The sequence below is a fragment of the Mycobacterium sp. Soil_C_30 genome (genome assembly GCF_057656995.1).
Genome location: NZ_JBDGJH010000011.1, coordinates 197,973 through 212,918 on the forward strand (window position 1 = coordinate 197,973; position 14,946 = coordinate 212,918).

A 14,946-nucleotide genomic window follows, 5' to 3' on the forward strand; every position below is an offset into this window, starting at 1 on the left:
TCACTGAACGGATTCGGCCGCGATCCGGTATTGCCGGATCACCAGCGGCCCGAAGATCCCCGCGATCACGGCGATCCAGGCCAGCGCGATGAGCAGAGAGCCCAGCGCGGGATCACCCTCGGTGAGCGCCCGCATGGTCTCGATCGCCGGTGACAGCGGCTGATACTGGATCACCGGTTGCAGCCAGCCGGGGAACGACGCCACGGGGGCGATGCCCGGACTGCAGAACGCCAGACCCACCGAACTGGTGCCGAGCCACATGAAGACGGCATTGCCACCGGATTTGAGGGCCAGTGTCATCACCAGCATCGAGAAGGTGACCACCACCAGCACTGGTAGCAGCAGGTAGGGGATGAGCGTGAACAGGTTGCCCTGGAAGCGAAGTCCGAGCGCCACGCCCACGGCGGTGATGATGACGACGCCGAGCAGGGTGCGGGCAGCCTCGGCGAGAAGCCGCCCGGTGATGGCACTGGCCCGGTGTACCGGCAGGGTCCAGAACCGGCTCAGCAGCCCGTTGCTGCGCTCGATCGGCAGGGCCAGACCCGCTCCGATCGCACCGAACATCCCGCCGGCCAGCGCGCACATCGGCACCAGGCTCTCGAGGTTGTCGGTGCCCGTGATGGTGGCCATCGATTTACCCGCGAGCAGGTGATAGAAGACCAGCAGCGCCGTCGGGAACAGCACACCCTGGATCGGCACGGCCGGATGCCGCCGCCATCCCCGGATCAGCCGTCCGGCGAAGATCAGGCTTTCTCCCGCCCAAGTCGTCTTGGCCGGCTGGAGCACGGTCATTCGGTCCGCCTCTGCAGTCGCGTGGCGAGGGTGCCGAACACCAGCAGCAGGCCGACGCACCAGGCCAGCGTGGCCACCAGGTTGCCGCTCATGACGCTGCCGTCGGTGAAACCGCGCAAGGTCTCGGTCACCACCGACACCGGCTGGGCGCGCACGAAGGGCTGCACCCACCCGGGGAACGCCTCGGCCGGCGCCATACCCGTGGACAGCAGCACCAGAGCCAGCAGCGGAATCAGCAGCAGCTGGCTGGAGGCGTCGATGCGTTTCACATGGGTGCCGATGGCGTCGGCGCCCAGATTCAGCGCCAAGGCCAGGACCAGAGCCACCACCACGAAGGCCACCGAGTAGAGCACCCCACCGGTCAGCCGGAACCCGAACAGGTAGGCGACGGCGATCGCCGCGACGATCACGATGACCGACCGGATCAGGCAGTAGAGCATCCGAGCCAGCAGCGGGACCAGCGTCGGGATGGACAGGGTGTGCAGTCGGCGGCCGAAACCCGACCCCGCATCGCGGGCGGCCCGGTCGGCGGTGGTCAGCGCACCGAAGAGCACCGACTGCACGACAATGGCGGGTAGCACGTACTGCGCATAACTCATGGAGCCGGTGTCGATGAGGTCCTGCAACACGAACGTGAACCCGACGAAGGTGAAGACCGGGGCGAGCACGGCGATCAGCAGATCGAAATCGCGCACAGTACTGCGCAACACCCGCTCGGTCAGGGTGACCAGTGCATTCATGCGGTGACGGGACGCTCCGTGAGGTGCAGGAAGACCTCGTCGAGGGACGGCTTGCGCAGCGAGATGTCGAGCAGCTCCACCTCGAGTCGCTCGATCCGCCGGAACACCTCACCCAACGTGGTGACCCCCTGAGCCGCGGGTACCGACACGGTGTTCAGATCCCGGTCGACCTCCAGGCCGTCGAAGTCGGAGAGCACCTCGGCGATCGGGGCCAGATCGTCGGGGCTCACCGGCGTGACCTGGCAGTACGCGAAACCCATCAGGCCTTTCAGCTCGTCGGAGGTGCCGCGGGCGACCACCTCGCCACCGTTGAGGATGACGATCGAATCGCTCAGGACGTCGGCCTCCTCGAGGTACTGGGTGGTCAGCAGCACCGTGACATCCTGGGCGGACAGCTCGGACACCAGCGTCCACACATCGCGACGGCTGCGCGGGTCCAGCCCCGTGGTCGGTTCGTCGAGAAACAGCACCCTGGGCGCGACCACCAGCGAGGCCGCGATGTCGATCCGTCGGCGCATTCCGCCGGAGTAGGTGTGGATCGGCCGATCCGCGGCGCGTACGAGGTCGAACTGCTCGATGAGTTCGTCGGCGCGACGGCGGGCGTCTTTGCGTTTGAATCCGCGAAGGCGCGAAAACAGCACCAGGTTCTCCCGGCCGGTCAACATGATGTCCAGCGAAGCGTCCTGGCCGGTGACGCCAATGCTCTCGCGCACTTTGTCAGGTTGCCGGGCGACGTCGAAACCACTCACCAGGGCCTGCCCGGAGGAGGGTCGTAGCAAAGTCGACAGGATGTTCACCGTCGTGGTCTTGCCGGCGCCGTTGTGGCCCAGAAGTGCACAAACCGAACCGGTCGGCACTGAGAAGCTGACGTCCCGCAACGCTTGGACGGTCCCAAACGTCTTGGTGACGCCGTTTAGCTCGATCACGGATCAACGATACAGCGGGTAATCGCGCTTTCAACCGCTCACCGGGCCCCCGGGGGCCGATTCGGTAGCTGGCGGCGCCGTGACTAGGGTCGCACCGGCCAGGGGGTTCGCTGCGCGTGGGGCGTGCAGCACAGCAGATACGGTAGTGGCCGGCACCAATCGAAGGACCGATCAGACCGGGGGACCAGTGAGCAGCACGCCCGCACCGACGTCAGTGGTCGCGGCCATTCCCAACTACAACATGGGCGAGTCGCTGCAGAGGCTGCTGCCGCAGGTTCTGAAGCAGGGGTATGACCGGGTGGTGGTCCTCGACGACGCCTCCACCGACAACAGCGTCGACGTCGTGGAGCAGTTCGGCACGGCGGTCGAAATGCTCCGCAGTCCGGTGAATCAGGGTGCCGGGGCCAACCGCAACCAGATCATCGGGCAGACCGAGGACTCGGCGCTCATCCATTTCGTCGACGCCGACATGGATCTGGTCACCGAGGGTATCGCCGGCGTGGCGCGGCAGTTGTTCACCCGGTACGCGGCGCAGGGGGTGGGTGCGGTGGGCGGACTGGTGCGGCGGGCGGACGGCAGCCAGGACCCCTTCAATTTCGGTCCGGTGTTCGCGCTCAAGGCCAGTCTCGTCGCGGTGCCGCCGGTATTGGACCGGTTCCGCGACCGGCCGTGGCTGGTCAAGGCGATTCGCCGGGTGGGTACACCGGGCCGCAGGTACTGGCCGGACATCTTCGAACCGCCGGTGCCACGCGAGACCTATTGGCTGCACGAAGGCAACATGCTGATCAACGCCGGGGTGTTCCGGTCGGTCGGTGGGTACGACCCCGGGGTCCGCTATCACGAAGCGCAGGATCTGGCGATCCGCCTGGACCGGTTGGGCGTCAAGCGCCAGTTCGATCCGGCGATCGAACTGATCCATCACTACATCGACGTCCGGGGCAAGAGCCGGAGTGCACAGGAACGCAAGGCCGTGCTCTACCTCATCCGCAAGCACGGCTTCACCCGGTACCTGACCGGCCGCTGAGCGCCGTCAGGCCGGCGAGCCCAGAGCTGCGTCCAGCCGGTCGAACCGGCCGGACTGATACAGCTCGACACAGCTGGCCCGCCTGATCTTGCCGCTGGTGGTGATCGGGATCGCGCCGCGTCCCACCAGCACGATGTCGGCGGCGCTGAGCGCATGGGTCTGGGAGATCGCCGCGGCGATCCGGCTCCGCAGCGCGGTCAGCTTCTCGCGCGCTTCGGCGTCGTCGCCCTTGTTTTTCACCTCGACGACCACGACGAGTTGTTCGGCGCGGTCCTTGTCCACCGAGATGGCTGCCACGCGGCCGCCGCTGATTTCCTGCACGGTGGCCTCGATGTCGTCGGGGTAGTGATTGACGCCCCGGACGATCAACAGGTCCTTGATCCGCCCGACGATGAACAGGTCGTCGTCGGCGAGGAAGCCGAGATCGCCCGTGCGCAGCCACGGGCCTTCGTCGGTGCCCGGCGAGGGGTCGGCGATCATCCCACCGAACGTGTGCGCGGATTGTTCGGGTTTCTCCCAGTATCCGGGGCACACGTTGTCGCCCCGGACCCAGATCTCGCCGACGGTGGCCGCCGCCCGTTCCCTTCTCGACTCGGGATCGACGATCCGGACGCTGGGGGAGTCGGGGGTGCCGTACCCGACCAGCGGGGTACCGGTTTCGCCGCTGCACGCCTTGGCGTGGCCCGCCGAGAGCTTCTCGCCTTCGAAGTGGACGACTTTCGGGGGCCGGCCGGGCCGATCGGTGGCCACGTAGAGCACGGCTTCGGCCAGCCCGTACGAGGGGCGCAATACCTCCGGTTTGAGGTTGAAACGCGCGAAGCGCTGCGCGAATCGTTTCAATGTCGCGTCGTGCACCCGCTCACTTCCGCTGATGACGGCGGTGACGTTGCCGAGGTCGACGCCGTCCATGTCGGCGTCCGAGGTGCGTCCCGCCGCCAGCTCGAACGCGAAATTCGGTCCGGCGGTCAGTGCGTTCGGCAGTTTGGCCAGCAGCTGCATCCACCGGGCCGGCCGCGCGAGGAAGGCCAACGGCGTGGTGAACGTGGTCTGCCATCCACCGAAGATGGGGGCGATCACGCCGAGCAGCAGTCCCATGTCGTGATAGAAGGGCAGCCACGACGCCACGGTGGTGCCTTCCGGCGCGACGCCGCCGTGGTCGTAGAAGTACGCGGCGACCTGCTGTTCGAAATTGGCCGCGAGATTGGCGTGCGTCACCATGACACCGGCCGGGGTCCGTGTCGAACCCGAGGTGTATTGCAGGTATGCCACCTCCGGCCGCTTGAGGCCGCGCGGGGTCGGCTTGCGCCGGGCGTCGAGGTCCAGCAAATCCACGTCGATAACTGCGGGGGTCACGGCCAAGCCCTGGGAGTGGGCGTATCCGCTGACCACCTCTGAGACCGGCGACGTGGTCAAGATCGCAGTCGGGGCGGCGTCGGCCAGCACGGCACTGACCCGCTCGTCGTGCTGGCCGGGGACCGGAGTGGACAACGGCACACCGATGACGCCGGCTTCGAGGGTGGCCAGGAAGGCCACCAGATAGTCGAGGCCCTGCGGCGCGATGATCACCGCGCGGTCGCCGGTTCCGGAGTGCTCGCGCAGCTCACTGGCCAGGCTGACGGTCCGCCGGTACAGCTGGGCCCAGGTCAGGCTCTTTTCGACGCCGTCCCAATCGTGGTCGTAATCGACGAAGGTGAACGCGATGTCGTTCGGCTGCAGGCTCGCACGTTCCCGTAGCACTTCGGGAATGGATGACGCGATCATAAACAGGCCCTTCGCAAATACCTTCGGCAAACGATCCTTCGAGCATAGGGGCAGTTGCGACGCAGACGCGCGATAGGGGTGAGCGACACCTTCGGCCGTCCTCCGGTGGAAACCGCCGTCCCACGGATACAGCGGCGCACGGGTGATTCGCTGCGGCACCGCCCGGCAGTTGCGGCCCACGAGGGGCGTCCCGAGGAACGTCCACCCGAGGTTGCGGGGGTTTGCTCAGTGAAGGAAGCGGCAGTGATCAGGCGTTGGCTCAGCGGGAAACCCGGGTGAACCACTTCGTTTTGATCCGCCACGAGTGAGCGGCGGCCACGGCGAAGACCGCGCCACAGACACAGGCGAAGAACCACACGGCTTTGCCGTTCTCCCACTCAGCGAACCCGGGTACGTACGCGGTGGTGATGCGTACGGCACAGGCGACGATGCCGCTGGCGGACGCGATCAGATAGACGTTGGCGATCATCCGCGACCGCGGATCGCGGCGCAGGATCATCAGGGCGCGCGCACCGTAGCCGAGCAGGTAGATCAGCATGCCGCACAGGATCAGCCAGTAGGTGCTGAGCCAGAAGTCGGTGGGGACCTGGAAGAAGTCGGCCCGGTAGATCTCGGCGCCGTTACCCAGGGAGAAGGCCACCAGCAGCGCCGGGATGCACAGCGTTGCGGGGCGTTCGACGTACTGCTTGAAAGTGGCCTGCATGGCGTGGTCGTCCTGGAGCCGGCCAAGTGCGTTGTAGACGATTGCCGAGGCGGCGACGATGTAGGCGTCGTGGCCGATGTAGTCCTCGAGATTCCAGACCCCGGTCAGCGCGTGCAGCCAGTGGCCCACGGTCTCGGACGCCAACGGTGACATCAGCAGGATCGCGGCACCCTGGAGCGCGACGTTGAGGGTCGCGGCGACCTCCCAGCGGCACGACCAGGTGACGCGTCGGATCCACAAGCTCCACGCGATGCAACCGATCGTGATCACGATGAGTGCAGCAAGTGCCATTAGGTAACGCCTTTGAGCTGAATTGCGGTCAGCAAATTGTAGCGCTAGAGCGGCGGTACGTCTTGGCGCGGCGACAATTCCGACAGCCTGGGCAGTCGGTGTCTGATGCTGGTGCTCGGGGGTGCCACGGCGACTCTCGTCATCTCCGCGGCCTTGTCCGGCGTCGTGGCCACCATCAAGGGCGACGACTCGATGTAGCGCCATACCTCTTGGCGGGTCATCAGGCCGAACCGCACCTGGAGATCCGGGTAGTTGAGGTCGAATCTGTCTGCGACGAGCCGTAATTCTTCGGCGTTGGGATAGTCGGCCTCTTTGAGGCGGCGGTAATAGGTGCTGCTGGACACCCCGAGCGCATCGTAGATGTGTTTGGCTTCGACATCGCCGTCGAGGAGATAGTCGAGCAGCGCTTTGAGCTGTCTGCCGTTCTCGTCCGTACGTGGCACCAATACACCATAGACCGGATCCCGATATTGGGCACCAGCAACCACTATTTAGACAACAACCGTTTTATTGACATGGCCGTCACACTTTCGGGATAGGTCTCCCATTTTTGGGACATCCGTGTACGGTTACCCGCATGGTCGCTCCTTCAGTCACCTGGTTGCCCGGTCCCGTGGTCCGCGTGGCCGATCACGACGTTCCCGGCGCTCCCGGCCACGACCAGATCGTCCCGCTGTCGGCTCCTCTGTCGGACGTCCTCAGTGCCGAGTTCGACGGTGCGGTGGCCGGTTTGGGGGTGGCGGCCGACGCGTTGCTGCTGGCCACGCTGAGCCGGGCGGTCGAGCGCACCCTGGGTGCCGGCTTCGTCCCCGTCGACATCACCGACGGCAAGTTTGCGGGTGCCACCATCGCATTGCGGTGCGCCTCCCCGCGTGACACGAACGCCGATGAAGTCCTGCTCGAAGTCGAGAGTCTGCTGGGGCTCAGCGGCGTCCAGGCCGGCGCCGCACTCGCCGACGCGGCGGTGGCTTTCTCACCCACCGGTACCGCCCCGGTCGAACTCAGCGCCACCCGAGCCCTTCAGTTGTGCGCATCGCGCCGCGGCGATGTCGTCCAGCTCGACTGGTGGTATGACACCCGGCGCTTCAACAGCTACACCGTCGAAGAACTTGCCGAGCAATTCTCGCTGGCGTTGATCGAACTGACTTCCGAGGCGGCGGCGCCGCTGCACGGGTCCGATCTCGGGTCGGGTACCAGCTGGGTGCACGCCGGCTGATCCAGCCGATTTGCCTCCGCCGGTAGAATTCGGCTTCGAAGCAATACCGAATCATCAGCGGCGTCGATCCGGACATCACCGGGGAGTCTTCGGAAGAACGGCCGCCCCCGGGCGGCTCAGTAGAACCGAACGCGTGGGGCCCGTCACCGCCCCTGAATGAGCGGCCACGTTCTCATACGTGTGCAAGCGGGGTGGTACCGCGGCGCTCGCGCTCGATGCGCGTCGTCGTCCCCGTGCCGAGACAGGCACGACAGTGGGACGCAGGAGACGACGGACGCAGTGACAGATCACGCTGAACACAAGGCCTACGCCAAGCCGGCGGGCGGGACGCCCGATTTTCCGGCGCTCGAAGCCGACGTACTGGCCTACTGGGAGGCCGACGACACCTTCCGGGCCAGTGTCGCGCGCCGCGACGACGCTCCGGAATACGTCTTCTACGACGGGCCTCCTTTCGCCAACGGGCTGCCGCACTACGGGCATCTGCTCACCGGCTATGTGAAGGACATCGTTCCCCGCTACCGCACCATGCGCGGTTTCAAGGTGGAGCGCCGGTTCGGTTGGGACACCCACGGGCTGCCCGCCGAACTCGAGGTGCAGCGCCAGCTCGACATCACCGACAAGGCCCAGATCGAAGAGATGGGCATCGAGAAGTTCAACGACGCATGCCGTGCGTCGGTGCTCAAGTACACCAACGAGTGGCGCAGTTATGTGACGCGGCAGGCGCGCTGGGTGGACTTCGACAACGACTACAAGACGCTCGATCCCAGCTTCATGGAGTCGGTGATCTGGGCGTTCAAACAGCTGTGGGACAAGGGCCTGGCCTACGAGGGCGTCCGCGTGCTGCCGTACTGCTGGAATGACGAGACACCGTTGTCGAGCCACGAGCTGCGCATGGACGACGACGTCTACCAGAGCCGGCAGGACCCGGCGATCACCGTGGGTTTCGCGCTCACCGACGGGCCACTGGCCGGCTCACACCTGTTGGTGTGGACCACCACCCCGTGGACCCTGCCGTCCAATCAGGCCGTCGCGGTCAATCCCGACGTCGAGTACGTCCAGGTCGAGGGAAGCGATGGCCGGCGGTATGTGCTGGCGGCCGCCCGGCTGGGTGCCTACGCGCGCGAGCTGGGGGAGGAGCCCACCGTCGTGGCCACCGTCACCGGTGAGCAGCTGCTCGGCACCCGCTACCTCCCGCCCTTCCCGTACTTCACGGAGACAGAGCAGGCACACAACGCCTTTCAGGTGCTGCGTGGTGAGTTCGTCACGACCGAAGACGGCACCGGCATCGTGCACATGGCGCCGGCCTACGGCGAGGACGACAAGGCGACCACCGACACCGTCGGCATCATCCCGGTGACGCCCGTCGATACCCGCGGCCGCTTCGATGTGACCGTGCCGGATTACCAGGGTCAGCACGTGTTCGACGCCAACCCCAACATCATCCGCGACCTGAAGAACGGCACCGGTTCGGCCGCGGCCAACGGCGCGGTCCTGCTGCGCCACGAAACCTACGAGCACTCGTACCCGCACTGCTGGCGGTGCCGCAATCCGCTGATCTACCGGGCGGTGTCGTCGTGGTTCGTCAAGGTCACCGAGTTCCGCGACCGGATGGTCGAACTGAACCAGCAGATCACCTGGTACCCCGAGCACGTCAAGGACGGTCAGTTCGGCAAGTGGCTCCAGGGTGCCCGCGACTGGTCGATCTCGCGAAACCGCTACTGGGGCACCCCGATTCCGGTGTGGAAGTCCGACGACCCGAACTACCCGCGTATCGACGTCTACGGCAGCCTCGACGAGCTCGAGCGTGACTTCGGCGTGCGGCCGGACAATCTGCACCGGCCGTTCATCGACGAACTGACCCGGCCCAATCCCGATGACCCGACCGGGAAGTCGACCATGCGGCGCATCGAGGACGTGCTCGACGTGTGGTTCGACTCCGGTTCGATGCCCTATGCGCAGGTGCATTACCCGTTCGAGAACCAGAAGTGGTTCGACGGGGTGAGTGGGCCCGAGGGCGAGTCGGGCGTCGATGCGCACTTTCCCGGCGATTTCATCGTCGAATACATCGGCCAGACCCGCGGCTGGTTCTACACCCTGCATGTGTTGGCCACCGCGTTGTTCGACAAGCCGGCGTTCAAGACCTGCGTCAGCCACGGCATCGTGCTGGGCAACGACGGCCAGAAGATGAGCAAGTCGCTGCGTAACTACCCGGATGTGTCCGAGGTGTTCGACCGCGACGGCTCCGATGCCATGCGGTGGTTCCTGATGGCTTCACCGATCCTGCGCGGCGGCAACCTGGTTGTCACCGAGCAGGGGATTCGCGAAGGCGTCCGTCAGGTGTTGTTACCACTGTGGAACGCCTACAGCTTCCTGACGTTGTATGCGCCGAAAGTCGGCACCTGGCGCACGGATTCGCAGCATGTGCTGGATCGCTACATCCTGGCCAAGCTGGCCGAGCTGCGGACGAGCCTCACCCCTGCGCTGGACACCTGTGACATCTCGGGGGCCTGCGAACAGCTGCGACAGTTCACCGAGGCGCTCACCAACTGGTACGTGCGGCGTTCGCGCAGCCGGTTCTGGGAGGAGGATGCCGACGCCATCGACACCCTGCACACCGTCCTCGAGGTGACCACGCGGCTGGCGGCGCCGTTGCTGCCGCTGGCCACCGAGGTGATCTGGCGCGGGCTGACGGGAGGGCGGTCGGTGCACCTGACCGACTGGCCGGAAGCCGACATCCTGCCGCATGACCCGGCGCTGGTGGCAGCCATGGACCAGGTGCGCGAGGTGTGTTCGGTCGGGTCTTCGCTGCGCAAGGCCAAGAAGCTACGGGTTCGGCTGCCGTTGCCCAAACTGACTGTCGCGGTGGATAATCCGGCTCAGCTGGCACCGTTCACCAATCTGATCGCCGACGAGCTCAACGTCAAGTCCGTAGAGCTCACCGACGATATCGCCGCCCACGGCCGCTTCGAGTTGGCGGTCAACGCCCGCGCTGCCGGTCCGCGGATCGGCAAGGACGTACAGGCCGCCATCAAGGCGGTCAAGGCGGGCGAGGGGGTGGTGAACCCGGACGGGACGTTGACCGCCGGCCCGGCCACCTTGTTGCCCGAGGAGTACACCTCCAAACTGGTGGCCGCCGATCCGGAGTTCACTGCGGCGCTGCCGGAGGGGGCCGGTCTGGTGGTGCTCGACGGCGCGGTGACACCCGAGCTGGAGGCCGAAGGGTGGGCACGTGACATCATCCGCGAGCTCCAGGAGTTCCGTCGCCAGCAGGGTCTCGACGTCGGGGACCGGATCCGGCTCGAGCTGACGGTGCCCGAGTTGCCCGCGGGGTGGCGGGCCGACTTCGCCGACCTCATCGCCGATGAGGTGCTGGCGGTCCAGTTCGACATCACCGACGATCCCGAATCCGCACCTGTCGGCGTGGATTCCAGCGGCGCGACCGGCACCATCGGCGCCGGCTATCCGGTGCGGATGGTGAAAGTCACCAGGTAGCCGCAAGATCGGTGTGAGGCGACGAAAGCGCCTGTCGCGCAACGCCTCACGCCGATCTGGCGTACACCGGCTGTCCTCGGCGCCCGGCGGGACGCCGAGATCACCGGACACCGGTTTACAGCCGGTGCCGAATTCGTAGCGGATTTCGCGCGCGCGAAGGCGGTGCCACGGATACCGTAACCCGGGTGACTGCGCCAACCCTGTACATCTTTCCGCACGCCGGTGGGGCTCCGAGCTTCTATGTCCCGTTTGCAAGGACTTTCACCATGGATGTCAAACGGGTAGCGGTGCAGTACCCCGGTAAAGGGGGAACCCACGATCTGGCGTCCTTCACGAGCATCTCTGAACTCGCCGACGAAGTGTGTCGCAAGCTTCCGCCGATTGGTGAAGACTCACCGAACATCGCGTTTTTCGGCCACAGCATGGGCGGCCTCGTGGCCTTCGAGGTGGCCCGGCGGCTGGAGGCCGACGGGCACGGCATCGGCGCGCTCTTCGTGTCAGCGGTCGCCGCGCCGGGCCGCGTGGGCTATGACTACATTCCCGACTCCGACCGCGGCCTGCTCGACGCGGTGAGTCAGATGATGGGTGTCAATCCGGAGTTCCTGGAGAACGAGGAATTTGCCGCCAGGATCCTGCCGACATTGCGCGGGTTGAAGGCGATCAGCAAGTACGAATGCCCTCCAGAGGCCGTGCTGTCCTGCCCGATTTTTGTGTTCTACGCCGACGACGACGAGGTCGCGACGCTCGAGAAGGTAGAGCCGTGGGCGCAGCGCACGACGGCCGAATGTGTGGTCCGAAAGTTTGCCGGACACCATTTTTATCTGACAGAGAATTTGCTGGATCTGGTCACGGACATCGAGGGGAAACTCTCGGCGTGCTGTGGACGATGACCTGATCCGACTCGCTTGACGCGGGCTTCGGCTCGGGCGTGCCATGCGGTGAGCGGCACATGTCTCGGTGTGTAACGATGAATGTGCGGCGGGCAGGTCTCGTGGTGTGGAATAGTCGCACGCGCAACGCATTCCAAATGTTTGCTATCTAGTCCCTTTTACCTAGATCCAGTGATCGATCTAGTCCCACCCATTGTGTTAACAGCAAACACTTGGGTGTGGATCAAGCTGCATTTGAAAGCCGTAATTCGCTCAGATCAGCGTTCACAGCATAGAAACTGGTCCCGGTCTGCAGCGCAAACTCCAAACGCATGCATACGAATAAAGATTCGCTGAGAACGAAGCACAGTGCGACTTTTCGGTGTTAGTGTCCGCGTTGGGTCAGCCGAACACATGTCGGGTGATTACAGCCAGTTCACTCGAGCCCGGGGGAAGTAGGGGTTAGTGATGTCTGTACGTGATAAATCCATAAACGAGCCCGTCACCGCGGTGTTGAAGCGGCGTGCACAACAACAGCCCGACGACATCGCTTACACGTTCGTCGACTACGACGTGGACCCGGCCGGATTTGCTGAATCTCTTACCTGGTCGCAGGTCTACAACCGGGTTCGGGTCGTTGCCCAGGAGTTGCGCAGGCACGGCGCCGTCGGTGACCGGGCCGCCATCCTGGCGCCGCAGAGCCTGGACTACGTCATCGGCGTACTCGGGGCGCTGGAAGCCGGCTTCGTCGCCGTGCCGCTTCCGGTGCCGATGTTGGGTGTGCACGACGAGCGGGCCACCGCGGTGCTGAAGGACTGCACACCCACCGTTGTGCTCACCACCTCGTCGGCCGTCGATGCCGTGATGCCGTCGCTGTCGGCCGTCTCGGGCGGGCCGGCAGTGGTGGAGGTCGACGCGCTGGATCTCGACTCTCCGGCGGCGCCCGCCCCCGGGCAGCAGGAGCGCCCCAAAACGGCGTTCCTGCAATACACTTCAGGCTCGACGCGTACCCCTGCCGGTGTGATGGTGACTCACGAGAGCCTCATCGCCAACCTCCGCCAGATCGAGGCCGACTACTTCGAAGACACCGGCGGCGTCAGACCGCCTGGCACCACGTTCGTGTCATGGCTGCCCTTTTACCACGACATGGGGCTGATCCTGGGAGTCTTCGCCCCCATCGAGTACGACATGTCGTGCGTGCTGACCAGCCCCATGGCGTTCCTGCAGAAGCCGGCCCGGTGGATGCAGCTCGTGGCGAAGAACAGCCAACCTGTCACTGCTGCACCGAATTTCGCGTACGAGCTGGCGGTGCGCCGAACCTCCGACGAGGACATGGCCGGGCTGGACCTGGCGCATGTGTCCAGCTTCATGAGCGGGGCCGAGCGGGTGCAGGCCGCGACACTGCGGCGGTTCGCCGAGCGATTCGCGAAGTTCAACCTCCCCGAGACGGCACTGCGTGCGGCCTACGGCCTCGCCGAGGCGACGGTGTACGTGGCGTCGGCCCTGCCGGGGCACAAGCCGTCGGCAGTCCGATTCGATTACGAGAAGCTCTCGCAGTCGTATGCAGTGCGTTGCGACGACGGAGCCGGTGTCGAACTGATCGGCCACGGGAGACCGCGTGCGTGCACGGTGCGGATCGTCGACCCGGATACCTGTATCGAGAACCCTCCCGACAAGGTCGGGGAGATCTGGGTGTCCGGCGAGAACGTGTCGGCGGGTTACTGGCGCAAACCGCAGGCCTCGGCGCGGACGTTCGGTGGCCAGCTCGTCGACCCGTCGCCGGGCACACCGCAGGGACCATGGCTGCGCACGGGCGACCTGGGTGTGCTCTCCGAGGGTGAGCTCTTTGTCATCGGCCGGATCAAGGACCTGTTGATCGTCGACGGACGTAACCACTACCCCGACGACATCGAGGCGACGATCCAGGAGATCAGCGGCGGGCGCGTCGCGGCCATCACCGTCGCCGACGACCGCAGCGAGCAGCTGATCGCCATCGTGGAGATCAAGGACCGGGGTGGCTCGGCAGAGGCGCTGGACCGCATTCAAACCGTCAAGCGGGAAGTGACGTCGGCGATTTCGCGGTCCCATGGGCTGCGGGTGTCTGACCTCGTGATGGTGGCGCCCGGGTCGATCCCCATCACGACCAGCGGCAAGATCCGTCGGTCCTCGTGTATCGAACTCTACGGACGTGACGGTTTCGCCCGTCTGGACGGCGCCGTTCGGAGTTGACCAAACCTCGGCACCGGCGGCGGGGGATTCACCGGCAAGGTGAGTTGGTTCAGAAAGTTTTCTGAAAGGTGTTGGGTTGAGCGGGATGTCAGTTGCGCCCTTGGATCGTCGGGCGATTGTCACTGAGGCGTTGAAGAAGATCGATGACTTGAGTGCGCGGTTGGAGATTGCCGAGCGCGGTGATGTCGAGCCGATTGCCGTGGTGGGGATGGGTTGTCGTTTTCCGGGTGGGGCTGATTCGCCGGAGCAGTTCTGGCAGTTGTTGCGTGATGGTGGCAGTGGGATTGTGCGGGTGCCGGAGCAGCGGTGGGACGCCGACGCGTACTGCTCGTCGGATCACACGGTGCCGGGGACGATCTGTTCGGGTGAGGGCGGGTTTTTGACGTCGTGGCAGCCGGATGAGTTCGATGCGGAGTTTTTCGGGATGTCGCCGCGGGAGGCGGCGGGGATGGATCCTCAGCAGCGGTTGTTGTTGGAGGTGGCGTGGGAGGCGTTGGAGGATGCGGGGATCACCGCGCACGCCATCCGCGGCTCGCAGACGTCGGTGTTCGTGGGTCTGACCACGAGTGATTATTCCTACCTTGCCTTTTCGCGCCAGATGGCGCCCGAGGACGTCGATCCATATTTCGCCTTCGGTAATGCGTCGAATTTTGCGGCGGGTCGGTTGTCGTATTTCTTGGGGGTGCATGGGCCGGCGGTGGTGATCGACACGGCGTGTTCGTCGTCGTTGGTGGCGGTGCATTTGGCATGTCAGAGTTTGCGGCGCCGGGAAAGCGATCAGGCCCTGGCGGCAGGGGTCAATTTGTTGCTGACGCCGGAGGGCAGCATCGCGTGTTCGCGGTGGGGGATGTTGGCGCCGGATGGGTTGTGTAAGACCTTTGATGCTGCTGCTGATGGGTATGT

The 14,946-nt window shown here is 65.4% G+C and carries 12 protein-coding genes; 6 read left to right on the forward strand and 6 right to left on the reverse strand.

Features of this window, described 5'->3' with window-relative positions:
• From AC3A6P_RS21165 to AC3A6P_RS21175, 3 genes are read right to left on the reverse strand one after another with little or no spacing between them, the layout of a single operon-like run.
• Positions 1 to 792, reverse strand: coding sequence for an ABC transporter permease (locus AC3A6P_RS21165; RefSeq protein WP_487693695.1), 792 nt, complete (start codon positions 790 to 792; stop codon positions 1 to 3).
• Entirely contained in the window at positions 789 to 1,532 is a 744-nt protein-coding gene (locus tag AC3A6P_RS21170) for an ABC transporter permease (RefSeq protein WP_487693696.1), read from the reverse strand. The genes AC3A6P_RS21165 and AC3A6P_RS21170 overlap by 4 nt, the downstream gene beginning before the upstream one ends.
• Positions 1,529 to 2,458, reverse strand: coding sequence for an ATP-binding cassette domain-containing protein (locus tag AC3A6P_RS21175; protein WP_487693697.1), 930 nt, complete (start codon positions 2,456 to 2,458; stop codon positions 1,529 to 1,531). The genes AC3A6P_RS21170 and AC3A6P_RS21175 overlap by 4 nt, the downstream gene beginning before the upstream one ends.
• Positions 2,459 to 2,645: 187 nt before the next feature.
• On the opposite strand from AC3A6P_RS21175, the gene AC3A6P_RS21180 reads away from it, so the two are divergent.
• Positions 2,646 to 3,482: a glycosyltransferase family 2 protein gene (locus AC3A6P_RS21180; protein WP_487693698.1), complete on the forward strand. Its 837-nt coding sequence runs from the start codon at positions 2,646 to 2,648 to the stop codon at positions 3,480 to 3,482.
• Positions 3,483 to 3,488: 6 nt separating this feature from the next.
• Here AC3A6P_RS21180 and AC3A6P_RS21185 read toward each other — a convergent pair whose 3' ends face one another.
• From AC3A6P_RS21185 to AC3A6P_RS21195, 3 genes are all read right to left on the reverse strand, one after another.
• Positions 3,489 to 5,243: an AMP-binding protein gene (locus tag AC3A6P_RS21185; protein ID WP_487693699.1), complete on the reverse strand. Its 1,755-nt coding sequence runs from the start codon at positions 5,241 to 5,243 to the stop codon at positions 3,489 to 3,491.
• A gap of 259 nt (positions 5,244 to 5,502) precedes the next feature.
• Positions 5,503 to 6,237, reverse strand: a complete 735-nt coding sequence (locus tag AC3A6P_RS21190; protein ID WP_487693700.1) for a hypothetical protein — start codon at positions 6,235 to 6,237, stop codon at positions 5,503 to 5,505.
• A 44-nt stretch (positions 6,238 to 6,281) separates the two neighbouring features.
• Positions 6,282 to 6,680 (reverse strand): XRE family transcriptional regulator, encoded by a 399-nt coding sequence (locus AC3A6P_RS21195; protein WP_487693701.1) that lies wholly within the window; start codon positions 6,678 to 6,680, stop codon positions 6,282 to 6,284.
• Positions 6,681 to 6,814: 134 nt separating this feature from the next.
• On the opposite strand from AC3A6P_RS21195, the gene AC3A6P_RS21200 reads away from it, so the two are divergent.
• The 5 genes from AC3A6P_RS21200 to AC3A6P_RS21220 all read left to right on the forward strand — a co-directional run.
• On the forward strand, positions 6,815 to 7,453 hold the full coding sequence (locus AC3A6P_RS21200) for a hypothetical protein (RefSeq protein WP_487693702.1): 639 nt from the start codon (positions 6,815 to 6,817) through the stop codon (positions 7,451 to 7,453).
• Between the two features lie 156 nt (positions 7,454 to 7,609).
• Positions 7,610 to 10,945 carry an isoleucine--tRNA ligase gene (gene ileS / locus AC3A6P_RS21205; RefSeq protein ID WP_487693703.1) on the forward strand — a complete coding sequence of 1,112 codons (3,336 nt, stop codon included), beginning with the start codon at positions 7,610 to 7,612 and terminating at the stop codon, positions 10,943 to 10,945.
• A gap of 185 nt (positions 10,946 to 11,130) precedes the next feature.
• Positions 11,131 to 11,835: a thioesterase II family protein gene (locus tag AC3A6P_RS21210; protein WP_487693704.1), complete on the forward strand. Its 705-nt coding sequence runs from the start codon at positions 11,131 to 11,133 to the stop codon at positions 11,833 to 11,835.
• A 447-nt stretch (positions 11,836 to 12,282) separates the two neighbouring features.
• Complete coding sequence (locus AC3A6P_RS21215) at positions 12,283 to 14,043, forward strand: AMP-binding protein (RefSeq protein ID WP_487693705.1); 1,761 nt, start codon at positions 12,283 to 12,285, stop codon at positions 14,041 to 14,043.
• A gap of 85 nt (positions 14,044 to 14,128) precedes the next feature.
• Positions 14,129 to 14,946: beta-ketoacyl [acyl carrier protein] synthase domain-containing protein (locus AC3A6P_RS21220; protein ID WP_487693706.1), on the forward strand; the 818-nt coding region annotated here is incomplete at its 3' end.